At 40.1% G+C, this 22,633-nt stretch carries 25 protein-coding genes; all 25 read right to left on the bottom strand.

All coding sequences use genetic code 11. From position 1 onward, the window contains the following. Positions 1–104: 104 nt before the first annotated feature. The 25 genes from J7E81_RS21845 to J7E81_RS21725 all read right to left on the bottom strand — a co-directional run bounded on the left by J7E81_RS21845 (position 105) and on the right by J7E81_RS21725 (position 22,627). Positions 105–1,985, bottom strand: coding sequence for a sensor histidine kinase (locus J7E81_RS21845; protein WP_215045558.1), 1,881 nt, complete (start codon positions 1,983–1,985; stop codon positions 105–107). 43 nt (positions 1,986–2,028) lie between these two features. Beyond that, on the bottom strand, positions 2,029–2,673 hold the full coding sequence (locus tag J7E81_RS21840) for a response regulator transcription factor (RefSeq protein ID WP_215045557.1): 645 nt from the start codon (positions 2,671–2,673) through the stop codon (positions 2,029–2,031). After that, positions 2,673–3,965 carry a sensor histidine kinase gene (locus J7E81_RS21835; protein WP_215045556.1) on the bottom strand — a complete coding sequence of 431 codons (1,293 nt, stop codon included), beginning with the start codon at positions 3,963–3,965 and terminating at the stop codon, positions 2,673–2,675. Before J7E81_RS21835 ends, J7E81_RS21840 begins: the two co-directional genes overlap by 1 nt. A gap of 236 nt (positions 3,966–4,201) precedes the next feature. Then, positions 4,202–5,008 carry a sigma-70 family RNA polymerase sigma factor gene (locus tag J7E81_RS21830; RefSeq protein ID WP_215045555.1) on the bottom strand — a complete coding sequence of 269 codons (807 nt, stop codon included), beginning with the start codon at positions 5,006–5,008 and terminating at the stop codon, positions 4,202–4,204. Between the two features lie 130 nt (positions 5,009–5,138). After that, positions 5,139–5,375 (bottom strand): hypothetical protein, encoded by a 237-nt coding sequence (locus J7E81_RS21825; RefSeq protein WP_215045554.1) that lies wholly within the window; start codon positions 5,373–5,375, stop codon positions 5,139–5,141. Between the two features lie 14 nt (positions 5,376–5,389). Then, on the bottom strand, positions 5,390–6,286 hold the full coding sequence (locus J7E81_RS21820) for a MinD/ParA family protein (RefSeq protein WP_215045553.1): 897 nt from the start codon (positions 6,284–6,286) through the stop codon (positions 5,390–5,392). Position 6,287: 1 nt separating this feature from the next. Next, positions 6,288–7,751 carry a flagellar biosynthesis GTPase FlhF gene (gene flhF, locus J7E81_RS21815; protein WP_215045552.1) on the bottom strand — a complete coding sequence of 488 codons (1,464 nt, stop codon included), beginning with the start codon at positions 7,749–7,751 and terminating at the stop codon, positions 6,288–6,290. Next, on the bottom strand, positions 7,748–9,781 hold the full coding sequence (gene flhA, locus J7E81_RS21810) for a flagellar biosynthesis protein FlhA (RefSeq protein ID WP_215045551.1): 2,034 nt from the start codon (positions 9,779–9,781) through the stop codon (positions 7,748–7,750). Before flhA ends, flhF begins: the two co-directional genes overlap by 4 nt. 2 nt (positions 9,782–9,783) lie before the next feature. Then, the gene (gene flhB, locus J7E81_RS21805; RefSeq protein WP_215045550.1) at positions 9,784–10,875 is read right to left on the bottom strand and encodes a flagellar biosynthesis protein FlhB; all 1,092 of its coding nucleotides are present in this window, start codon (positions 10,873–10,875) and stop codon (positions 9,784–9,786) included. A gap of 3 nt (positions 10,876–10,878) precedes the next feature. Further along, positions 10,879–11,655, bottom strand: a complete 777-nt coding sequence (fliR, locus tag J7E81_RS21800; RefSeq protein WP_215045549.1) for a flagellar biosynthetic protein FliR — start codon at positions 11,653–11,655, stop codon at positions 10,879–10,881. Positions 11,656–11,658: 3 nt separating this feature from the next. Further along, the gene (gene fliQ / locus J7E81_RS21795) at positions 11,659–11,928 is read right to left on the bottom strand and encodes a flagellar biosynthesis protein FliQ (protein ID WP_215045548.1); all 270 of its coding nucleotides are present in this window, start codon (positions 11,926–11,928) and stop codon (positions 11,659–11,661) included. Between the two features lie 16 nt (positions 11,929–11,944). Beyond that, positions 11,945–12,691: a flagellar type III secretion system pore protein FliP gene (fliP, locus tag J7E81_RS21790; RefSeq protein ID WP_215045547.1), complete on the bottom strand. Its 747-nt coding sequence runs from the start codon at positions 12,689–12,691 to the stop codon at positions 11,945–11,947. Between the two features lie 4 nt (positions 12,692–12,695). Next, complete coding sequence (locus J7E81_RS21785) at positions 12,696–13,259, bottom strand: flagellar biosynthetic protein FliO (RefSeq protein ID WP_215045546.1); 564 nt, start codon at positions 13,257–13,259, stop codon at positions 12,696–12,698. Positions 13,260–13,289: 30 nt separating this feature from the next. Then, a complete protein-coding gene (locus J7E81_RS21780) occupies positions 13,290–14,147 on the bottom strand; it encodes a MotE family protein (protein ID WP_215045545.1) in 858 nt (285 codons plus the stop codon). Positions 14,148–14,162: 15 nt separating this feature from the next. Beyond that, complete coding sequence (fliJ, locus tag J7E81_RS21775; protein ID WP_215045544.1) at positions 14,163–14,597, bottom strand: flagellar export protein FliJ; 435 nt, start codon at positions 14,595–14,597, stop codon at positions 14,163–14,165. Next, positions 14,597–15,916 carry a flagellar protein export ATPase FliI gene (fliI, locus tag J7E81_RS21770; RefSeq protein WP_215045543.1) on the bottom strand — a complete coding sequence of 440 codons (1,320 nt, stop codon included), beginning with the start codon at positions 15,914–15,916 and terminating at the stop codon, positions 14,597–14,599. Before fliI ends, fliJ begins: the two co-directional genes overlap by 1 nt. Next, positions 15,900–16,724 (bottom strand): FliH/SctL family protein, encoded by an 825-nt coding sequence (locus J7E81_RS21765; protein ID WP_215045542.1) that lies wholly within the window; start codon positions 16,722–16,724, stop codon positions 15,900–15,902. The genes fliI and J7E81_RS21765 overlap by 17 nt, the downstream gene beginning before the upstream one ends. Next, the gene (gene fliG, locus J7E81_RS21760; RefSeq protein ID WP_215045541.1) at positions 16,708–17,715 is read right to left on the bottom strand and encodes a flagellar motor switch protein FliG; all 1,008 of its coding nucleotides are present in this window, start codon (positions 17,713–17,715) and stop codon (positions 16,708–16,710) included. Before fliG ends, J7E81_RS21765 begins: the two co-directional genes overlap by 17 nt. A 6-nt stretch (positions 17,716–17,721) precedes the next feature. Then, positions 17,722–19,323 carry a flagellar basal-body MS-ring/collar protein FliF gene (fliF, locus tag J7E81_RS21755; RefSeq protein WP_215045540.1) on the bottom strand — a complete coding sequence of 534 codons (1,602 nt, stop codon included), beginning with the start codon at positions 19,321–19,323 and terminating at the stop codon, positions 17,722–17,724. Between the two features lie 32 nt (positions 19,324–19,355). Next, positions 19,356–19,658: a flagellar hook-basal body complex protein FliE gene (fliE, locus tag J7E81_RS21750; RefSeq protein WP_215045539.1), complete on the bottom strand. Its 303-nt coding sequence runs from the start codon at positions 19,656–19,658 to the stop codon at positions 19,356–19,358. Between the two features lie 11 nt (positions 19,659–19,669). Beyond that, complete coding sequence (gene flgC, locus J7E81_RS21745; RefSeq protein WP_215045538.1) at positions 19,670–20,110, bottom strand: flagellar basal body rod protein FlgC; 441 nt, start codon at positions 20,108–20,110, stop codon at positions 19,670–19,672. 5 nt (positions 20,111–20,115) lie between these two features. Continuing rightward, on the bottom strand, positions 20,116–20,508 hold the full coding sequence (gene flgB, locus J7E81_RS21740; protein ID WP_215045537.1) for a flagellar basal body rod protein FlgB: 393 nt from the start codon (positions 20,506–20,508) through the stop codon (positions 20,116–20,118). 329 nt (positions 20,509–20,837) lie between these two features. Continuing rightward, a complete protein-coding gene (locus J7E81_RS21735; protein WP_215045536.1) occupies positions 20,838–21,557 on the bottom strand; it encodes a glucosaminidase domain-containing protein in 720 nt (239 codons plus the stop codon). Positions 21,558–21,728: 171 nt separating this feature from the next. Beyond that, complete coding sequence (locus J7E81_RS21730; RefSeq protein WP_215045535.1) at positions 21,729–22,043, bottom strand: hypothetical protein; 315 nt, start codon at positions 22,041–22,043, stop codon at positions 21,729–21,731. Between the two features lie 236 nt (positions 22,044–22,279). Then, positions 22,280–22,627, bottom strand: a complete 348-nt coding sequence (locus J7E81_RS21725) for a flagellar protein FliT (protein ID WP_215045534.1) — start codon at positions 22,625–22,627, stop codon at positions 22,280–22,282. Positions 22,628–22,633: the final 6 nt, after the last annotated feature.

The raw sequence follows: 22,633 nt of genomic DNA, 5'->3' as shown, positions 1-22,633 counted from the left end.
CTGCCCCGTACTCCCGCAGGAGTCTTCGTGCCTTCCGCTCCAATCAACAAAGTGTGCAAAAATTATTCACCATCCACCTTTTGGGTCAGATTCTTTTTGCTAGCTTATCCTTCTATTAAAACATCCTCGGACCAGTCCACTTCAACAGGAAGAATTACTTCTACTTCCAGTCCTGTATTTATCGATCGTAACGAACAATGACCTTCCAGGCTCCTTATCCTCTCTTGGATACGGTACAATCCTAATTGTCTAGTCATTCCGTTAAAAACCTCTTCTAATCCGCCTCCATTATCCCGGTACGTTACATGTATTTTTCCAAATTGATTAAAAAGACGGAGTTCAATTTCGCTTGCCCGGGAATGTTTGCCGGCATTCCCCAATAAATCTTGAACGATTCGGAAAATTCCAAGGATCTGTTCTTCATTTAAACAGTCAAAGCTTCCTTCATGTTGAAAGTCAATAACAAATTCACCAAAGCGGATATGTATATCCTTAATCATTGCCCCTAGGAGTTGGACAATCCCTCTCTTTTTTATAAACGGAGGTGCAAGCTCATTACATGTAAATTGAATATGATGAATAACCTCTTCAAACCCATTGAGAATTCTTTTCAGCTGTTCACGTACTTCCTGCGGCAGTGCAGCATCTTCAACCAAATCTCCTAATTTTCGATACCAGATAATTTGCTCCTGCAGAGCAGAATCATGAAGGTCAAGCGACAACTCCCTGCGCTGCTCTTCTGCTACCCTGAACATCAGCCGTGACAGCCACGCGGGTTCTTTTCTCTCTTTAACGAGTCGTTTCAGTTCAGCTACCATATCTTCCATTTGAGAAATATCCTCAGAGATAATTTCAGCGATCCGCGAAACTGTCCGTAACCATTGTAGAAAAATCCGTTGAATGTAAGGGTCTTTATTGTCTTTCACATATACATAACTTTTTATTTTATCGTCAGTAGCAATTCTAGAAAAAATAAACCCGTGTTCAACGATCAAATTCTTATCGGTTAAATATAGGTTTTCCTCAGGTAAGGGTATCTTTTCATCCTTCTTATCAAATTCAACCAAACCCTGTGTATTCACACTTAAAATCCCAACATGTCCTGTTTCAAAGACCTTACCAATTTTCCTAACAAGTACTTGCAGAAGCTCCTGCTTTTTCGTAACCCTTTCGGTTTCATTCGTAATAATGCGTAATCCATCATAAAGGGTTCGGTAAAGCTTTTCACTATTAGCAATAATTTGGTCGGCGCGCTTTTTTTCCCCAATATCCCGCGTTACATAAACGAGCTGCTCAGGTTGGCCCATTCCCTTAAAAACTGGAGTTACTTGGGTCTCGGTGTAAACAGTTTGACCATCCACATCCAGTAGTCTTAATTCAAATCTTCTTTCTTTCTTTGTTGATTTTAAAATTTCAAATTCTTGCATAAGAAACGGAAGGTCGTCAGGATGTATTAGTTTGCAAACATTCTCTCCGATTGGAGCAATAAACCCTAACACTTTTTGATGGGAAGGAGAAGAGTAAACAACGTTTAGATTTAGGTCTAAAATGCCAATTAAATCGTTTGTATTTTCAGCCATCAACCGGTACTGGGCCTCACTCGCCTGCAAATCATTTTTTAATTTTACTTTTTCGGTTATATCCTGTATTTGAGCCACAAAGTATAATGGTATCCCTGTATGATCGGGGACAAACGTTACATTTAACTGAACCCAAACCACATCTCCAGAGCGATGAAACATACGTTTAACAACCTCATAGGTTTTTCTCTCATTGTTTATAAGGGCTTTTGCCTGTCGATATTCCCAATCCACCTCATCTGGATGGATGAAATCGTTCAGGCTTCTCTTTAAGAGTAACTCTTCACTGTACCCCAATATTTGGCAAAGTGCTGGATTCACTTTAATCCATTTTCCCTCTAAGGACACCATACCAATTCCAATCGGTGCATATTCAAAAGCATGGTGAAACAAGAATGGATCCATCTTTTACACCTTCTCCTCAAAAGACGTCTTTCCTACTCAGCTTCTAAGAATCGAGCAAGCCCAATTCATTTGCTTTAACCACCGCTTCAATCCGCGTTTGCACACCTAGTTTATGAAATAAGCTGGTTAGACTATACTCAAGCGACCGTTGACCCATATAGAGCTTTTGGGCCATTTCTTTGTTAGTTTTCCCTTTTGTTAATTCTTTTAATATATTCCTTTCTTTTTCCGTTAACATAAGTGGATCCTTTGTTTCCTTTACCCGTTTATTAGAAGATCTGCCTAACATATAGATTTCCTTTAATATGGAAAAAGGTAGTACCACTTCCTGGTTTATGGCACAGCGAATAGCTCGAATCAGCTGGTCTCTTGTAGCTGTTTTTGAGATAAAACCAATTGCCCCTGACTCCATTAATAATTCTAAATGGGGCATTATTTCATAGCCGCTATAAATAAGAATGTTTGCAGCAGGTTCCATTTTCAACACATTTTTAGCTAATTCAAATCCGTCCATTTCTGGCATTTGCAAGTCAAAGAGCATTACATCAAATTTCTGGGTCTTAACTAGCTCTAAGGCCCTTACACTAGATGTCTCAATATGAACCTTCATATCCTGTTCATTCTCGATAATTAATTTTGTCCCTTCCACCACTAACGGATGGTCATCAACCAATAGAATTTGAATCATTAAAATACCTCCAAAAACGAATTGGATTGGACATTTTTCTTTCCTGCTGGAAGGGTAATCAATACATTTACGCCCTTTCCGATGGCAGAATAGATTTCCACTTCTCCTCCAATACTATCTATCCGTTTCCTCATCCCTGATAAGCCAATATGTTCAAACGTATTCACCTGTATCTCCGTATCAAAACCTACCCCATTATCTTGATAGATAAAATAAATTTTTTCATCTAAGCTGGAAACCGTTAATTCTACTTGCGTAGACTGAGAATGCTTTTGTGCATTGGCAAGCAGTTCCTGGGTAATCCGATAAAGAGACAGGATCTCCTCTTCATTTAATTCATGTTTTAGCCCTGTATAATCAAAATGAATCGTAAAATCAACGTGAAAGCGCGTATTAGCTACAAGGCTTTCGATTGCTTTAATCAACCCCTGCTCCTTTAAATAAGGCGGCCGCAAATAATTACAAGTGACTCTAATTTGCTTAATCGTTTCTAGTATACCTTGTTTAACAAGAGTGACATCCTGTTTAAACTCTGCAGGGAGTTCCTTATTCATAAAAAGAGAATCAACTTGCCGATAGTGGATAATCAGATTTTGCAAAACCGAATCATGCAGGTCAGCGGATAATCTCATTCTTTCCTTTTCAGCCACTTGAAATAATAAGCGGAGAATCCATTTTGGAGTTGACTTATCTTGCATCCGTTCTTCAAGTTCTGAAGCTAAATCTTCAATCGTAAATAAATTTTCATATAATACACTGACATAACGAGAGATTGTCTGCAGCCAAATCCGCTGGGGCGGTAATAGTTCAGCTATTTTCTTGTCATCTTCGATTATTAATAAAATGGTATGACCATTGCTTTCACCAATTTTCACATACCCGCCTTGATCTGCTGTAACCAATTCACCAATTAAAGACTCAACATTGTAGTCTTTCAAAATGAAGGAATGCGACTGTGCTGATCCTCTTGTACTGCGGTAAAGATTTAGCTGGTCATCAATTTCAATAATGTACAACCCATCTAATTTGAGAACTTGGGTTAATTCTAACATAAAACGATTTTCTAAATCCGATATCTCCATTACCTTAAAAAGATCTTGTGAAAAATGATTTAAGCTTTCTTGTAAAATTCGATAACGCTCTTCACTGATTATTATTTCCTCCACATAGTGTGCCAGCTGCTTATCTTTTTCTCTTAAGCGGCGGGAAACGTTGTAATAGATTACGATGATTGCGCTAACAATAATTAAGAAGAATAACAAATTAGAGGTTGTTTGAGAAACTGCAATCATGGATGTGATGCGTCTCCTTTCAATTAGAGAGAAGTAACAAAAAAACCTCCTAGAGGATATCCGAATTAAGGTGATCTCCAGCAGGTATCGTAACGAGGAATGGTCTGAATAGAACCTTCTTATTTTACTTCCCATTCTCATACCAAACTACTGTAAATTTATGTAAAAACAACATTTTGGTATATCCATAAAAAAGTCCCTGCAAATAACAGAGACAGATGGTATTCCTAATAAACTTACAAGAAAGAATCTAGTGTAAAGCCCTTCGCTTCGAATTTTTTTCGTAAACGCATAATCGCTTGCGAATGAATTTGCGAAATCCTGCCCTTGGTGAGATTCATCGCTTCGGCTATCTCCACTTGGGTAAGCCCCTCATAATAAAGGAGCGAAAGGACAATTTTCTCTTTCTCAGGCATCTTGTCGATGCAACTTGCCAATAAATGGCGAAACTCCCCCATTTGTGTTTTACGCTCATGGGAGACCGTTCGCTCATCACTCACCAGATCCAAGCGGCTCTGCTGGTTACCTTCTTCTTCATTGGCATTAATAGGTTCATTTAAAGACAGCAAAGTGGATAGCGATAAGGCGGATATTGCCTGATCGACTTCTTTAAGTGGCATATCCAAAAACTTGCTTAACTCCTCTTCCGTTGGTGTCCGCATCAATGTTTGCTCCAACTGACGGTAAGCTTGATTTAATTTCTTCGCTCGTTCCCTTAGACCACGGGGAACCCAGTCCATCTGGCGAATTCCATCGAGCATGGCCCCTTTAATCCGCCATAGTCCAAATGTTTCGAATTGATATCCCTTAGTATAATCGAATTTTTTAATTGCTTCAAGCAAGCCTATGTACCCTAATCCCAGTAAATCTTCTTTCTGAATCATCCGTTGTGGAATATTAATACTTAACCGGCTGGCCATTCTTTCTACCAAGTATAAATACTGTTTCACTAATTTCTCTTCTGAAACAGAGTCACGTTTCTCTTTATAGCTTCTCCATAAAAAATAATGCGGAATGGATTCTTCTTTGATTGCTGGTCTCAAGCGTTATCTCTCCTTGTTAATCAAATCTGGAAAGCTATTAATGTAGTAACCTATCCGTTGCACTTACCTTCGTTGAGCATTATACAGGCTGATTGTATGATGACTTCAAAGATACTTATTTTCTTGTTCATCATTCTCTCTGGTCAGGATTTACGGCACGATCCTGTGTAAGTTGATCTATCGTTGTGTTTGGTACCTCTTTTGTTTGTATTTGATGTAAGACAATTCGAACCAGGTATCCCATCAGAAAAAAAACCACAAATCCTATTGCCGATCTGAACAAGGATGTGTTGAGGATATTATGGACCCGTGACACTAAAAAGGTAATAACAAATGCGGCTAATCCTAAAATGATATTAATTTTCACGGCACCCTCCCTGATTACGACATTCTTTTGAATGACAATATTTTTTCAAAGAATCCACGAATTCCAGCAGGCGCAGCAGCAGTTGGTGTTTCTTCCATTTCAGGTAGATAGGTATAAACAATTTGTTTGATACTTTTTGATGCCGGACAATTCGGATAAGTTAGATAAAAAGGTGTTTGTGCACGGACAGACTGCCTGACATGATGATCCTCCATAACGCTGCCTATTAAACGCAAGTCCAGCTTTAAGAAGTTTTTACAGGCATTTCGCAGTGTTTTAGCCGTTTCAACAGCTTCTCTATAGTTTTGGGATCGATTAACCACCAAATTAAATTTTGGTGCTTTGTTTGTGAAATGAAGTACCGTCTTTAACACAGCATATGAATCTGCCATCGACGTCGGCTCCGGTGTGGTAACCATAAATGTTTCATCAGATGCTAGAATAAAATCTACTAACTCTTTTGAAACTCCAGCACCTGTGTCTAGTAAAATCAAATCGGCATAAGACTGAAGCTTTTGAATTTGGTTCCAAAAAAACAATAGCTTCCTTTCATCTAAATCCATTAAATCCTGGATATCCAATCCGCCGGAGATATACTCAATTCCAGCCGTACCCTTTTCTATTACGTCCCAAATACTTTTATTTTGATGCAAGACATCAATCAGGCTATATTTAGGCGTAATTCCCATTAAAATATTAATATTGGCAGTGGATAAATCTAAATCCAGCACCACTACTTTTTTTCCGGCCTCTTTTAGACCCAGAGCAAAGTTGAGGGTAAAGTTTGATTTCCCAACCCCGCCCTTTCCGCTCGTAATGGTAAGCACACGAGAGGAAGGCTTTTTGGGCTTAGGAGGTTCTACAGCATTTAATCGATTCATATATTCTCGAAGACTTTGTGCTTGATCCATGTTACTTTTCCTCTCCTAGTATATAACTGGCGACCAGTTTCGCATTCATTGCCGTAATATCCTCGGGCACACTTTGACCATTGGTTATATACGCTAGTTCGTAAGGATATTTATAAGCGATGTTTAGTATCGAGCCAAAGCTAGTGGTTTCATCGAATTTTGTCATAATTAATTTTTTTATCGGACTTTCTAAAAATTCATCTAATAAAACTTCTATATCTTCGAATTTCGTGGTCAGACTCAAGACCAAGTAATTATCACTCTCAAACGGTTGATTTAAATAACCGGCAATGCATTCCCGATTTTGAAGTTCTTTGTAGTTTCGTCCAGTTGTATCCATATAAATGAGGTCGTAGCGTTTGAGATTATTTAAAACCCTGACCAGTTCTTCGGCAGAACGGACGACCTCAAAGGGTATATTCAGTATCGCGGCATAAGTTTTTAACTGTTCTACCGCAGCAATCCTGTAAACATCCGTAGTAATCATGGCAACTCGGCGCTTTTGTTTAAGTACCTGCTCTGTGGCAAGCTTAGCAATGGATGTCGTTTTGCCCACTCCGGTTGGTCCGACAATATTGATCATACGTGTTCCTTCATTGACGCTGTTTGATTCAGGGATACGTTTTTCAATAATTTCAATGACTGCCTTGCGAATTTCTTCCTTAAGGACACTATCACTCGCCTCATCTACAGATTCAACCTTCTTCAACAGACCATCTACTATATACTCAACCACTTCCTGGTCAACCCCCTGCTTTTTCAAACGGTTGACCCACTTGGTTACTCCAGTTGGCATTGCCTGTCCTTGTTTGTCGTTCATCATGAATGACATCAACATTTTCCGCATGTGCTGCAGTTCATTCAATACGGCGGCATCATTACCATCGGACTCAGCTGGAGCGGCATCGTTTTTTTCACTAACAGAAGCTTGAACTACCTCTTTAACCACTTGGTTTTCTACCTGTTTTTCTTTGTTTTGTATGTGTGTTAAAGGTTGAAATCCTTTTTCCGCAAACGGAGAACCTGTCTCGTCTATTGTATCCTCTTGCTTTATGGCTGTTTCTACCCTAACTGCTTCGTTGCTCAGGGATGGTGATGTTTGCGTTGCTTCACTTGTTTGAACAGATTGTGCATGATAGCCATAAAGCTTTTGCGTCTTCTTCGGAACAGCAGGGTTCTTGCTTTTCAGTGGAGCGACCGTTTGTCGGCCAGTGTCTGGTTTTTCAGCATTAGGTTTCTGCTGATTATTCTTTCGTTCTAAGATATATTTTGGGACAGGACGCTGTTGACTGTCTCTTTCTACGGAATAAGCGGTTACTTCATACTTTTCTTTGCCAAAGAGCCCGAAAATCCCGCCCTTTTTAATGGTTTTCGTGTTCACAATTATGGCGTTTTCCCCCAATTGTTGGCGTACCATTCTTAAGGCAAGCGGCATGGAGTCAGCAATAATTTTTTCTGTTTTCATATGTTCACCACTCCTATATTTTGAATCTCAATTTCGGGCTCTAATTCTGTGTACGCTAACACAGGCGCAGTCGGCAAAACCTTATCGACAAACTGTTTTAAATACATTCGAATCGATGGAGACGTTAAGAAAATAGGCTGGCCCCCCGTTTTGATCACTCTTTCAATCTGATCTCGCAATTCTTCCGTAATTTTCCGAGACGTTTGTGGGTCCATCGAAAGATAATGAACGCCCGTCTCTGTTTGCTGGATCGAATCTGATATCCCTTTTTCCAAGGTTGCTCCTGCCGTTAAAACATGTATGACCCCCTCCTCGGCAAATTGCTGGGTAATCTGCCGTGTTAAAGATTGCCTTACATACTCTGTTAATATTTTCGGTTCCTTTGTATAGATAGAAAAATCAGCCAGCGTTTCAAAAATGGCAGCTAAATCGCGGATCGAAACTTGTTCACGGAGCAAATTCTGTAACACCTTTTGTATTTCTCCAACAGGGAGTAGATTGGGAACCAGTTCATCGACAAGGTTCGGATGTGAAACCTTTAAGTTTTCAATTAATTCCTTCGTTTCCTCTCTGCGCAGCAGCTCGTGGGCATGCCGTTTAATTACTTCAGTTAAGTGAGTAGCAATGACTGACGGAGGATCAACAATCATATAACCCATGAGTTCCGCTTTTTGCTTTTCCTCCATATTCACCCAAACGGCTGGCAAGCCAAAAGCGGGCTCTATTACTTGGATACCTTCAATTCCTTCCTCTTCAAAACCTTGATTCATAGCAAGAAAATGATCGAGATATACTTCACCTGATGCAATCCGGTTGCCGCGGAATTTCAACACGTATTCATTTGGCTGTAATTGCAAATTATCACGGATTCTAATGGTCGGAATGACTAAACCTAACTCAATGGCAAATTGTCTTCGAATCATGACAATCCGATCAAGAATATCCCCGCCTTGTTTTTGATCAGCCAGTGGAATCAGGCCATAACCAATCTCTAGTTCCAACGGATCCAACTGCAGGAGATTGATCACTTTTTCCGGACTGCTTATGTCTTCCTCTGTTTTCTCTAGCGCTGCCTGTTCTTGATGGAAATCCTCTTGCTTCCTTGTTTTCTGGATCGTATATCCCCCATATGCTAACACTCCTGCTACAGGAACGGTGAGGAGCAGTCCAATTGGCGTAAAAAGACCAAACGTTAAGATTGTCCCCGCAACAATGTATAATAATTTAGGATAATTGAATATTTGGTTCATAATATCAGAACCAAGATTCCCATCGGACGCTGCTCTGGTTACGGTAATACCTGTCGCCGTTGAAATCAGTAAAGCGGGCACCTGACTTACTAACCCGTCCCCTACCGATAATAATGTAAATGTACTGGCTGCCTCGGCAAAACCCATCCCATGAATGGCAATACCGATAATAAAGCCCCCAATGACGTTGATCATCAGGATAATAATACCTGCAATGGCGTCTCCCTTAACAAATTTACTAGCGCCATCCATAGCCCCGTAAAAATCTGATTCCTGTTCCACTTTCCTACGGCGTTCTCGTGCCTCGTGCTCACTAATTAATCCAGCGTTCATATCAGCATCTATGCTCATTTGCTTACCTGGCATTGCGTCCAAGGTAAAACGAGCGGCAACTTCGGCTACCCGCTCTGAGCCCTTTGTTATGACAATAAATTGAATAACAACTAGAATTAGAAAGACAACAAAACCAACCACCGGATTTCCACCAATTACAAAGGAACCAAACGTCTCAATCACTTTACCTCCATCGGCTTTCGAAAGGATAGAACGTGTGGTAGACACATTCAAAGCTAAGCGAAACATGGTTGTCAGTAACAAGGCGGTTGGAAAAATAGAAAATTCCAACGGTTCTTTGGCATTCATTGCAACTAACAAGATCATTAAGGATATACTGATATTTATGATTAATAGAAAGTCTAATAATAATGTCGGTAACGGAATAATCATCATACCGACAATTAAAATGACTACGATTAATACGGATATATCTTTTATCTTCACAACTACTTCATCCCCTTATAGCGGCCTTCCTGATAGTATACATAGGCTAAAATTTCACCGACTGCGTTAAATAGTTCTTCGGGGATGGTATCCCCTACTTCAACAGCAGCAAATAGAGCTCGTGCCAACGGACGATTTTCAACAGTAGAAATTTTATTGTCTTTCGCAATTTCTTTTATCTTCAAAGCAATATGATCTTTTCCTTTTGCAATCACTTGCGGAGCATCCATTGTTTCAAAATCATATCGGACCGCCACAGCAAAGTGTGTAGGATTTGTAATAACCACATCGGCTTTTGGTACCTCTTGCATCATCCGGTTCATCGATAACTGTCTTTGGATCGCTCGCCGCTTTCCTTTAATGTGTGGGTCACCCTCCGATTTTTTATGCTCATCTTTAATATCTTGTTTTGACATTCGGATTTGCTTTTCATATTCAAACCTTTTATAGAAATAATCGGCAGCTGCTAACACCACTAAACAAAGGGAAATAGTTACTCCGACTTTACTCATTAAAGAACCGATTAAGCGCGCTGCATCAAGGAGATTTCTTTGCCCTAAAGAAAAAAGCTCCGCTTTCTGCTTCCAAATCAATAAAAATGCTATGCCGCCAGTGATAATGATTTTTAAAATGGACTTAATTAATTCAACGACGGTACGCATGGAAAGTATGTTTTTGGCCCCTTGCAGAGGATTTAATTTTCCAAGATTCATTTTGATTGACTCAAGATTAAACAGTAAGCCTACTTGAATATAATTGGCGGCCACACCTGTGACCATAATAACAGCCAGAATCGGGGCCACTAATTTCGCAGCATCCCAAACAATCTGATTAAAAATCACCCGTGTGTTTGCGACAGTCATATCCCAAAGTAAGTACTCCTGAAACGAATGACGATAAATGGATAAACAGCCATCAACAATACTCTTTCGGCCTATCATTAAGAATGAGAAAGCAATCAACAGGGTCAGGGCAGATGAAACTTCGGGACTCTTGGCCACTTGTCCTTTTTTTCTTACTTCTTGCCGTTTTTGCGGCGTCGCTTTTTCTGTTTTTTCTCCGGAAAAGAGCTGTAAGTCCAGACGAAGTAGCATCTATTATCCCCCCATTATTTTTAAAATTGATGACATTGAACCAAACATCGTTTCCAACAATACGTTTAGCAAGTAAAAGAAACTAGGCAAAATCAATATATAGATTAAAAAATAGATTAACATTTTAACAGGAGGCATCACAGCGAAGATATTCATTTGTGGTACCGTCCTAGCAATAATACCGAGCGAAAAATCAACAATAAACAGTGTTCCAATAATAGGAGCTGCCATCATAAAGCCAATCATAAACATCTGTTGGAAACATTCTAGAAGAAAGCTGGAAACCCGCCCATCGTTCCAAGCAGGGACGACCGCTTGCAAATGGATCCAATCAAAGCTAGCGAGCACACCTTGGATCAGAAGGTGGTGACCATTGGTTGAGAGCATCACTAAAATCGCTAGAATATTTTTAAGGCTCCCCGTTAACTGTGTATTTGTCCCAAAAGTGGGGTCAAAGAGATTGGCCATCGAAAAACCTACCTGTAAATCAATAAGTGTCCCAGCCAACTGAACCGCATAAAACATTATGTTGGCCGTTAAGCCTAGCACAACCCCAACAAACAGCTCCTTAAAAATTAACAAACTGATGGTTCCAAGCGGCAGGCTGCCTATTGGCTCTTTGATGACACCTGCGCAAAGAATGGAAAGCACAACACTTATTCCGATTTTGTATTGAGCCGGGATTTGCCGGCCAGAAAACAGTGGTGCTGTCACCATAAATGCGGTTATACGCATGAAGATTAGTAGAAACGTCCACCATGTAGCTGTATTGGTTAGCATTGCCTACCCCACAAACTGGGAGAGATTCCCTAGTAGACTTTGGGTAAAATCAAGCACATGCTGCAGCATCCATCCCCCAAAGACAAGAATGGCTAGAAAGACAGCGACAATTTTCGGAACAAAGGCAAGTGTTTGTTCTTGGATTTGCGTGGTGGCTTGAAATATACTTACTAGTAATCCAACTAATAAGGCAATCCCGGCAACAGGTGCAGTCACAAGGAGAATCGTATAAATAGCATTTTGGGCAAGTCGTAACACTAATTCTGTTGTCAAAAGTTTACACTCCTTCCTAAAAGCTCAACAGCAATGATTTGACAATTAAATGCCAGCCATCAACAAGAATAAATAATAAAATTTTAAAGGGAAGTGAGATCATGACAGGTGGCAGCATCATCATCCCCATCGACATCAACACACTTGAAACGATCATGTCGATAACAAGGAAGGGAATAAAGATGATAAAGCCCATCTGAAAAGCTGTTTTTAACTCACTAATGGCATAGGCCGGTACTAATGCCCGAAACGGAATGCTCTTGATATCTTTAGGCCTGTCTAACTTGGCATAATCCAAAAACAGCGCTAGATCTTTTTCTCTTGTTTGCTTGGTCATAAACTCTTTTATCGGCAGACTAGCCGCTTTATAGGCTTGTTCCTGAGTCATTTTTCCATCTAAGAATGGGTGCAGCCCCTGATCATAGACTTTTGAAAAAGTAGGCCCCATCACAAAGAAGGTCATAAAGATTGCTAAACCAATTAATACTTGGTTAGGCGGGGATTGCTGTGTGCCGAGTGCATTTCTGACAAACCCTAATACAACCACAATTCTTGTAAAACAAGTCATCAGCAACAGGATTGCTGGTGCAATAGATAGGACAGTAAGTAATAAAATAATCCTTAGTGTGTTCGATACTGTGTTCGGGCTGCCATCTCCGAGATCAATGCCTGGAAGAAGCGTTTGTGCAGGTTCCGCTGCATGGGCTACGGTAAATATTCCAAGGAAAAGGAGCGGAACTAACAGCAATAGTTTTTTTAACATATTCCTACTCCTCCTCGTTTTCCCGTTGGAACTTTGTTATGTGTTTACGGAAAACGGCATTCCAGTTTGTTTTTGAAGCTTGTGGAAACCATTTTGGCGGCTGCACCCCATCCGCTTGGGTTTCATAGCCTTCAAGCAAACGCTGATACTCTTCCCCCTGCGAAATGGTACGTATGAGCGTAACGTCTTCTCCTACCCCGACTACATAAATGGTTTGGCCGATTAACAATACTTGCAGCGAACGGTTATTCCCCAGCGAATGGCCTCCTAAGGGAAGCACAGGTCCATTAGCCGGTAAGAGACGGTTCTTTTTTGCAAGAAAACGCAATAATAACACGAGTAAAACAATGACTAAGCCAAAGGAAACAATAAACTTAATAAACATGGGAAATAGTGATGGGGACGTGCTATCAGCGACAGTCGCTGCCGAAGTGGAAGAGTGTTGATTCCCCTTTTTGATAGCCTCGTAGACGGAAGTGCCGCCGGTATCCGACCCTGCGGCGAAAATTGTGGGCTGGAATGAAAATAAGTAAAAAAACAATATAATAAGCGACATCAAGCGTTTCATGATGTTCTCCTTCCTTGGAGTAAAGTTTCATTAATTTAAGCTGGTGGTAATTTGCACCGCTAGTTTCGAATCCGCCTTAGCGATTTCACTTAAAATTTGAGCTCGATTCGCCGTTGGGATCGCCTTCATCAGTTCAATGGCTACTTGAGAATTAGTACCCATCATCGACTTAATCATTACTGCCGCTTCAACAGCGGACATACGGGAAAGTGTTTCAGCTAAAGTTTGTGTTGGATTGTTTTGAATTTGAGCGATTTCTTGTATCTTTGCTTTCAGCGATGCCTCATTTGTTTCATTTAACGTGGCCATTTCTTTTATAATCATCGTCAATTGAGCTGCTTCCTTGCTGTCTTTCATACTGCTTAGAATCCGGCTTTGTTGTTCCTCATCCAACATCGACAGCGTTAAAGAAGCATCTTCAAGAGTCATTGACTCAAGCATGGCTGCTGCCTTGGATGATGGAATTTTCTCATAAATACTAGCAACCTTTTCGGTCTGTTCTTGAAATGCTTTTGTTAAATTTGTATCGACCTGTCTTTCAAGCTGCTGATTGGTTTGTTTCATTTCTTCGAGATTGTTTTGATAGGATGATAGCTGTTCTTTTAAATTAGCAATCTCTTCGTTTTTTTTCTTTACACTAGCTGCCTTCTGTTGATATTTTTGTTTCCAACTCTCACTCTTCCCACTATCAGTTGCTGCTTCAGCGATACTAGGCCCTGGTACCAGTTTCTCTAGAACGGGAACGCTATTTCCCCAAGCTAGAAGTGTCTTACCAACTGGGTACCCCATGATGATAAAAATCACTAAAAGCAGGATAATCGTAAACGTCAATGGAAATATTGCCAAGTAAAGAACGTTCTCTAATTTGCCCTGATGTCTTTCATTCATCTTTTCCTTCGCTCCTTATCCCCTTCGCGAATACCTTAAAATAGCCATTTCATCGAGCATAGCTTGTTCTTTTTGTTCAAGCTGCTTCTTCCAGGCGTCTTTTGATTTTGATTTCCATTGATTCCACATCTTTGCTTCTTTTGATTTATCAATCAAAATTTGCTGTTTTTGTTCGGCTATTTGATGAACCTGTTGTTTTTGATTTGCGAGATATTTCAATTGCCGATTAACATGGTCAATTTCCTCTTGAAACTCAAGAATTTCTGAAATAATTTTTCGATGAACATGATTATACTGATCAAATACTTTATCCTTTTCAAGCTCAAGGTTTTCTACTTGTTCCTGTAATTCCATCTGTTTGAGTTTAATCGTGCCGTATTCTTGCATGGCCGCTTCCTGTTCCTTTTCTTTGACATCTAAAACTTTTTGAAAGGAAAATTTAAAAGTCATCACATCATCGCTCCAAATTGTGAAATTAAAAAGGCTTGGGTTTCCTCCAGCTGTGAAGGTTCATAAATGCCCTGACGCAGAAACTGATCCATTTGGGCTTTGAGACGAACTGCTAAGTCGATTGTCCGATTTGACCCTTTTTTATAGGCTCCAATATTAATTAAATCCTCGGCATCTTTGTAAGCTGCCATTAACTTCTTGAATTGACTGGCAGCGGCTAAATGTTCATTTGATGTAATCTCTGTCATGACCCGACTGGCACTGTTTAATACATCAATAGCGGGAAAGATCCCTTTTCCGCCAATGGCCCGATTCAAGACAATATGTCCATCCAGAATCCCCCTGACGGCATCGGCAATCGGTTCATTCATATCATCACCGTCTACTAAAACCGTATAAATTGCCGAAATGGACCCCTTTGGTCCTGTCCCGGCCCGCTCTAGTAATTGCGGCAGCATCGCAAAAACAGATGGCGTATATCCTTTCGTCGTTGGCGGTTCACCAATTGCCAGACCAATTTCCCGCTGAGCCATGGCAAAACGAGTAACCGAATCCATTACAAGGAGTACGTTCTTTCCTTGGTCACGGAAGTATTCGGCAATGGATGTTGCTGTTAACGCCCCTTTAATCCGGATAAGTGCAGGCTGATCAGACGTAGCAACAATGACGACTGATTTTTTCAAGCCTTCTTCTCCTAAGTTTTGCTCAATAAAATCGAGTACTTCCCGCCCACGTTCACCAATTAAGGCAATCACATTCACATCTGCCGTGGTATTTCTTGAGATCATCCCGAGCAATGTACTCTTTCCAACACCACTGCCGGCAAAAATACCAACTCGTTGCCCTTTCCCCATCGTTAATAATCCATCAATGGTTCTTACACCGACGCTGAGAGGAGAATGAATTCGCGGGCGGCTAAGTGGATTGGGCGGCATTGCATGGGTAGGGACTTCTTCTAAACCGAACGGTAGTGGCTTTCCATCCATTGGATTTCCGAGACCATCGATAATCCTGCCTAATAACTGGTTTCCGGCTTTGACCATCATTGGCTTTCCACTAGCAACCACATCACAGCCGGGGCCAATAGACCGTACCTCACCTAAAGGCATTAAAAGCACCTTATTTTCACGGATTCCGACAACCTCCGCTTGAATAGGCGTTTGCGACTGGGACGGATAAATTTCGCAGAGCTCACCAATCCTAACATCAGGTCCCTGAGATTCAATGGTCAGGCCAATAATTTGTGTGATTTTTCCGTTGACCCGAACCGGGTCAATATTACGGATAAGCTTAACATAGTTATCAGCTGATAAAATCACTTTCCGGCTCCCTTCGTGCCTCTAAAATGGCCTTTTTAACTTCATCAATTTGTGTGTCTATCCGGGCATCAATACTTCCGTATGCGGTACGGATTATACATCCTTTAGGAGAGACTGAATGATCTGTGATGATTTTAATCTCGGTTTCACCATTAACCACTGCAACAAGGTGGTTTCGTTCATTCTGGATAAATTCAAAATCATCCGGATGTACACAAACTGTAATAAACTCCTTTTCTTTAAAACGCAATATATGTTGGCGAATCAACTCAAGAAACTTATCAGGATGGGTCTCTAATTCTTGTTTCACAATTTGCGCTGCAATCACCGTGCTTAACTCTAGTAAAAACGGCTCCGCTTCAGCAATAATTGCTTCTTTCTGCTGGTAGGCATTCTCTAATATCTCTTGAATTTGTTCCAATTTATGACGATATTCTTGCTCGATCTGTTCGCGTGCTTCAGCCTGCCCGATAGAATAACCATCCTGATAGCCTTGCTCGTTCGCCTGCTGGGACAATTCCGATAGCTTTATCTCATTTTCCTGCCACCATACGGCCATTTTTTCTTCCGTTTCTTGTTCTCGTAACCGGATGGTTTCCTCAGCCTGAGCGATTATTTCCTGTGCCTTTTTTTCTGCTTCGTGTAACAAATACGGAGTGTCGATGGTACTCTTATCAAGATCCACTTGCACTCCTTCAGCGTTCGTTTTTATTTCTACCAACTTAGGAACAAATGGTTGTTTTATTATTTTCACTTCATCTGAAATCGATAATTGTGAAGCCTTAAATACTTTAGAGTAGGAAATCATCTGATCCACCTCGGGCAATCACTACTTCACCTGAATCCTCTAAGCGGCGGATGACAGAAACAATTCTACCTTGAGCTTCCTCGACATCCTTCACTCTAACTGGGCCAAGGTACTGCATATCTTCCTCAAATGTTTCGGCCATACGCGTCGACATATTTTGCAGAATCACCTTTTTAACTTCTGCACTTGCTGCTTTTAAGGATAGCAGTAAATCTTGGTTGTCCACTTCCTGGATAACACGCTGGATCGCACGGCGATCAAGATTAATAATGTCTTCAAAAATAAACATCCGCTTCTTAATTTCATCGACTAAGGCGATGTCCTTCAGACCAAGATTCTCTAAGATGCTCTTTTCCGTACCACGATCGACACCGTTTAAAATATTGACAATAGCATCTATACCGCCGACGATGCTGTAATCCTGACGGATGGTCGCGGCAAGCTTTTGTTCTAGAATAAGTTCTACTTCTTTAATCACATCGGGTGACGTTTGTTCTAATGTAGCAATTCTCCGGGCTACGTCTGCCTGAAGTTCCACGGGAAGCGATGAAAGAATAGTTGATGCTTGGTTAGATTCTAAATGAGCTAACACTAAGGCAATGGTCTGTGGATGCTCATTTTGTAAAAAGTGATAAATTTGCATAGCATCGACTCGGCGAGCAAAATCAAATGGTTTCACCTGCAATTGCGATGTCAAGCGTTCAATAATCTCTTTTGCCCGGTCCTTCCCTAATGCTGACTCCAATACATCTTGGGCATAGTCAATGCCACCCATCGCCAAATAATCCTGGGCGATGCACATTTCATGAAACTCCTGTAGAACCTCTTCCTTTTCTTGGCTGTCCACTTTATGAACGTTTGCTATTGCCAAAGTCAGCTGATCAATTTCCTCTTCAGGCAGATGATTAAATACCTTTGAGGAAGCATCCTTTCCCATTGCAATGAGCAGGATTGCCGCTTTTTGTTTTCCAGTCAATTTTGCTTGAGCCATGAGAAATTACGCCTCCTCTTCGTTTAGCCATGTTCGAATAATATTTGAAAAATCCTCAGGTCGCTGCTCAAGTAATTTCTTGAGTTGACTCTCTACCCCCATATCTTGATTAGCAAAGTAATCTTCTTCTTTTATAGGCGGGGTAAACATGATTGTTTCTTCCTCTTCTTCTAGGTCCATTTGATTCTGTTTTCTGCGACGTACAAACCACCAGGTTAAACCACCAAGGAGTAATAGCAGAGCTGCCGCTGCTGCACCGATATATAACCAATTTTTCTGTGCTGCTTGGCTCGCAGATACCGTTGTATTATTTGCAAACGAATGCGGGAAGATCGTAATGCGCTGATCAATCTCCTGTTGTGTCATCTGTGGATGGCCAAGTGCAGTCCGAACCGTATTCGAAACAATGTTACGAATACTATCTTGTGTTGCTTGAGGTAATTTCCCTGTGCCGGAATCAGACTCCACACCGACGTTAATCGTGATATCGTCTAGTTGATAGGGACTTTTTAAAATTTCGTTATTGATACGGTTTACTTCATAATTAACACTTTTATTTGATTCGTCGTAAGTACTGTCCCCACCTGAGCTTGACCCAACGTAGCTAGGCACATCTGTTGATCCGGTACCAACTACACCACCAGTATTTGAGCCTTTACCGGTATAGGTTTTGGAACTTTCTTCTGAACTAATGGGAATCCCACTGTTTTTTCCATCCGTTGGTTTAACGAGATTTTCCTCTGTTTTGACTTTATCAAAATTCATTTTTACAAAGGTTTGAACATATACTTTATCGGTTCCAAGGACGGTTCCGAGGAGATTGTGCAGACTTTGTTGGATGTCCTGCTCAATATTTTTCTGAATCTTTCGCTGTTGATCATATTTATCAAGAGCTCCATCTTCATTTGCTACATCCGCAGGTGCAAGCGTTTCACTGTACTGGTTCATAATCGTGATGTTCTCAACAGGCAGATTGGGTACACTGTGCGAAACTAATGTATAAAGAGCTTGGGTTTGTTGGGATTTTAACTCCACCCCTGGCTCCACCTCTACCATCACAGAGGCAGTTGCCTTTTGTTGATCCTCCTCGCGGATAAACACACTATCTTTTGGCAATGTTAGAATAACTTCTGCATTCTTTATTCCATCAACTTGTTTGAGAACCTCAGCCACTTGGTTCTGCATAGCTTCTTTTTCAAGAACGTTATACTGTCGATCTGTCGCACCAAATTGAAGATTCTGACTAAAAACATCGTAGTTTATACTGTTATCCTTTGGAAAACCCGCAGAAGCAAGACTGACTAATAAATCAGGTGCATCCTTACGTGGAACGGAGATCATCGTTCCTGTTTCTGATAGCTTATAGTCTGTAAAGCCCTGTTTGTCCAATTGTGCTTTAATGTCACCAATTTCCCGCTGGGTTAATTGGCCTGTATATAAAGGAACATATTCTGGTCGCGAAGCTATCAAAATAAAAGTAGCTAAAGCAATGACAAGAAACAAGAATGTTCCGATGAACGTCCCCTTTTGTTTCAAGCTTCTGGCCTTCCAGTAGTTTTTGAACTGTTCTCCTGATTGTTGCAGTTGATCTTTCCATGATCGTTTCATCTCTCACCCTGCCCAGCTTTCTATTGATCATACTAAAATTGCATCCGCATCATTTCTTGATAAGCTTCGACTGCTTTATCTCTTACGGTAACGGTCATTTCCAGTGCTAACTTTGCCTTCTGGGCCGCAATCGTTACATCATGAACGTTGTCAATTTCACCCGCAGCAGCCTTTGTTCCGATTTCCTCCGATTGCTTAACGGTTGTATTGACATTCTCTATGTATCCTTTCAAGACATTTGCAAATGATGTTCCCTTTGTTTGAGTTGTCGCTACTTTTTGAAATGGATTTTGACTAATTTTGATTGAATCAGTATTAATTCCTGAAATGTTCATCTAACTTCCTCCTATTGACCCAGTTCCAATGCTTTTAACATCATTGATTTGCCCGTATTAAACGCTGTGACATTTGCTTCATAGGACCTTGATGCTGCGAGTAAATCTACCATTTCTTTAGACAGGTCAACATTTGGCATTTTCACATTACCGTCTGCATCAGCATCTGGATTGGACGGATCATAAACTGTTTTAAATGGGGTTTGATCCTCCACAATACCTGTTACCCTTACTCCTTGGAGGGTAGATTGTTTTTGTAATTCCCCTTGTAGAATTTGATTAAATTTCTCACGAGGCTCCATTACTACCATCTTTCTTCGATATGGCTCCCATTTACCATCCACAAAGGTTCCTCTAGTCGTCTGAGCATTGGCAATATTGGAGGAGGTTACATCCATCCGTAACCTTTGCGCAGTTAATGCAGATGCACTTATATTCAATGAATCAAACACCTAAATTAACTCCTTCCTTTAATGGCAATAGATAACTGTTGAAACTCACTGTTAAGCTGTTCAGTAAGCGTATAGTACCAAAGTGCGTTTTTTCCCATTTCCGTCATCTCAGCATCCGGATCGACGTTGTTTCCGTTATTTTGCATGACGGTATCCGTATTCTCGACCATCTTGGCCGTTATCCCATCGGTCGGTTGACCAATTACAATATGCCTTGGATTTGTTCGAGTACCAACAAAATTTGTTTGATTAGCTAAATGCTGTTTTAGGATGTCTTCAAAGACAACTTGTTTCGCTTTATATCCAGGAGTTTCTGCGTTTGCTAAATTATTAGAAATCACTTGCTGTCGTAAACTAGAAGCATCTAGAGCCCGATTTAAAAGATTAATATTGGTCAAGCTAACTCTCTCCTACTACTGTAATTTTTGATATATTTTGATATATTTTTGTAAAAAATTTGTTTTCTTTCATCAATATACAAAAAAATCTAATACAAATCTACCATTTTTTTTGATTAACAGAAGATGGAAACAAAAAATATGACATTCTTCCTACCTTTTATTCCAAAGAAAGCGGTGTACTTTTTTTGCAGAAAAAAATAATGATCACCATTTGGTGACCATAACATCGTTGGAGTTAAAAAATGACTCTTTTTCGAGGAAAATGAGAAATGGGTAGATTATATGTACGGTTTCTTATTTTTATTCCTACTATCCTTTTTCTTTTTTTAAACTTTTATATTGCTAGAGTATGGAGCATCCTTTAGGGTTAATTGATTAAAATACTTTGTTACTCCGTTTACCCAGTGGTTGTTTAAGCCTGTCGGGTCGTTTGATGCACCAATCGGAGCGTACTTTGCACCAATTTCAGTAATGCTTGACAACCCCTGCCCCAGATAATTTTTACTTATATTTCGTGCCATATCCATAATACTATCATCAACGGAAGCATATGATTTCAACCCGTTACTGCCCATCATACCAGCTATATTATTTTTGACATTAGCAGCCCTGGATTCCCCATTACCCGACTCGTGTTTTGCTATCGCTGTCAGCAATGCAGGATCAAGGTTATATAGCTTTCCGGCACGAAGCAACGTTTCGCCCTTGCCTGCTAATGCCCCTTTTAATCCTTGATTGAGAAGTTCGGTACTCCTTGACTGAAACCGGAGCGACCCAGCAGATGTGATTTCCGTATTCTGCGAACTAACATGATTTTGACTATTATCTAAATAGTCGATTGTACTTAACAAGTTTGGGACAATCGACGGAGCCTGAGTCTGTTCTGAACTATCTGCTCCCAGCTCGGTTAACAGCTCAGTAAAAATCTTCGCAAACGGATTTTGATTTATTATATTAGATGAACTCGTCTGTGATTGGAAATTTTTATTGTGGGATAGTATATTTGCTAACATCGTATTGGTAAACCAATTATCATCGATCTTCATGACTTGATTCCTTTCTATGTTGGTTTAGTTCACTTTTTTGACACGTAGTTAAATCGCATAAAAAATGCGTGACCACGCAATAATCTGTGTTCAACGCACTTTGCTATCTATATAAATTTTAAACTCTTTTCTAATTTAAACCCTTCAAAATATAGTAAGATATTAATTTAATTAAATAATATCTCTTAATACATTACTTAGCCCTTCCAAGTACTCATCCGCAAGCTTAATTACCTGGACTAATTGCCCGTTTTCAATTTTTGCCTCCACAAGGATCTTGTCTTCAGATTCTGGTTCCTTGCTTAAAATGAGAATTTGCTTTTCCATATAGACAATATTTTTTGTCATATAAAACGTTTCATTCATTGGGCTTCCCAGCCTTAATTTGAATGGTTTAGGAAAGAATGGCTTTTTTTTCTTGTATTCCATAAAATCAAATATCCCACCAGTCAGACGTTTAGCATATAACACATGTTGCTGGTCCATCAGTTTCTTCCTCTCTGCCACTTCTTAATATATAGTAACTTTCTCTTGTGCTGTTAGAACTAAAAAGTAGGCCTGACTGCACATGCAAAAATATAATCCCTTCTTTTTTCACGTAATTATATTGTAAATAATTATTAGTTTTACATAACCGAAAAAATACTACGGACCCACGCAAAAAGGAAAATCGACCCCCATAAAAACATGTGTACTCACGCACTTTTTTATCATTTTCAAATCTACTTATTTGAATCTATAAATGCTCCACTTGTTTGTGTTATAAAAGGATGATACTTTTTAGAGACAGCTTTAATCTTTTTCGCTTGTTTAAGAAGTGTTTGCGTGACTGCCATTCTTTCCATTAATACCGGAGTATAACTTTGGTCTAACCTAAGGATCTCTTCTAGCAGTTTTTTCTCTTGAAGCGAATATTGGTATTCAGGTTGTTTCTCTTTTGAAGAATCCACCTTACTCATTAAGACACTTCGCTTTGATAATAAATCAAGAAAACCCTCTACATCCTCCTTTTGTAACAATGGTCCCATGTCTACAGTCAGTTGGTATATAGTTTCAATCAATTCATCCATTGTTCT

The sequence above is a fragment of the Bacillus sp. ISL-18 genome (genome assembly GCF_018613415.1).
GTDB lineage: Bacteria > Bacillota > Bacilli > Bacillales > Cytobacillaceae > Neobacillus.
This window is presented reverse-complemented; position numbering and strand designations above follow the sequence as displayed.

Bases quoted from the DNA above. Each gene is read 5' to 3' on its own strand.
- J7E81_RS21845 (WP_215045558.1), bottom strand. From the start codon at position 1,985: ATGGATCCATTCTTGTTTCACCATGCTTTTGAATATGCACCGATTGGA.
- J7E81_RS21840 (WP_215045557.1), bottom strand. From the start codon at position 2,673: ATGATTCAAATTCTATTGGTTGATGACCATCCGTTAGTGGTGGAAGGG.
- J7E81_RS21835 (WP_215045556.1), bottom strand. From the start codon at position 3,965: ATGATTGCAGTTTCTCAAACAACCTCTAATTTGTTATTCTTCTTAATT.
- J7E81_RS21820 (WP_215045553.1), bottom strand. From the start codon at position 6,286: ATGGATCAAGCACAAAGTCTTCGAGAATATATGAATCGATTAAATGCT.
- flhF (WP_215045552.1), bottom strand. From the start codon at position 7,751: ATGAAAACAGAAAAAATTATTGCTGACTCCATGCCGCTTGCCTTAAGA.
- flhB (WP_215045550.1), bottom strand. From the start codon at position 10,875: ATGCTACTTCGTCTGGACTTACAGCTCTTTTCCGGAGAAAAAACAGAA.
- fliR (WP_215045549.1), bottom strand. From the start codon at position 11,655: ATGCTAACCAATACAGCTACATGGTGGACGTTTCTACTAATCTTCATG.
- fliP (WP_215045547.1), bottom strand. From the start codon at position 12,691: ATGTTAAAAAAACTATTGCTGTTAGTTCCGCTCCTTTTCCTTGGAATA.
- J7E81_RS21785 (WP_215045546.1), bottom strand. From the start codon at position 13,259: ATGAAACGCTTGATGTCGCTTATTATATTGTTTTTTTACTTATTTTCA.
- J7E81_RS21780 (WP_215045545.1), bottom strand. From the start codon at position 14,147: ATGAATGAAAGACATCAGGGCAAATTAGAGAACGTTCTTTACTTGGCA.
- fliJ (WP_215045544.1), bottom strand. From the start codon at position 14,597: ATGACTTTTAAATTTTCCTTTCAAAAAGTTTTAGATGTCAAAGAAAAG.
- J7E81_RS21765 (WP_215045542.1), bottom strand. From the start codon at position 16,724: ATGATTTCCTACTCTAAAGTATTTAAGGCTTCACAATTATCGATTTCA.
- fliG (WP_215045541.1), bottom strand. From the start codon at position 17,715: ATGGCTCAAGCAAAATTGACTGGAAAACAAAAAGCGGCAATCCTGCTC.
- fliF (WP_215045540.1), bottom strand. From the start codon at position 19,323: ATGAAACGATCATGGAAAGATCAACTGCAACAATCAGGAGAACAGTTC.
- fliE (WP_215045539.1), bottom strand. From the start codon at position 19,658: ATGAACATTTCAGGAATTAATACTGATTCAATCAAAATTAGTCAAAAT.
- J7E81_RS21735 (WP_215045536.1), bottom strand. From the start codon at position 21,557: ATGAAGATCGATGATAATTGGTTTACCAATACGATGTTAGCAAATATA.
- J7E81_RS21730 (WP_215045535.1), bottom strand. From the start codon at position 22,043: ATGGACCAGCAACATGTGTTATATGCTAAACGTCTGACTGGTGGGATA.
- J7E81_RS21725 (WP_215045534.1), bottom strand. From the start codon at position 22,627: ATGGATGAATTGATTGAAACTATATACCAACTGACTGTAGACATGGGA.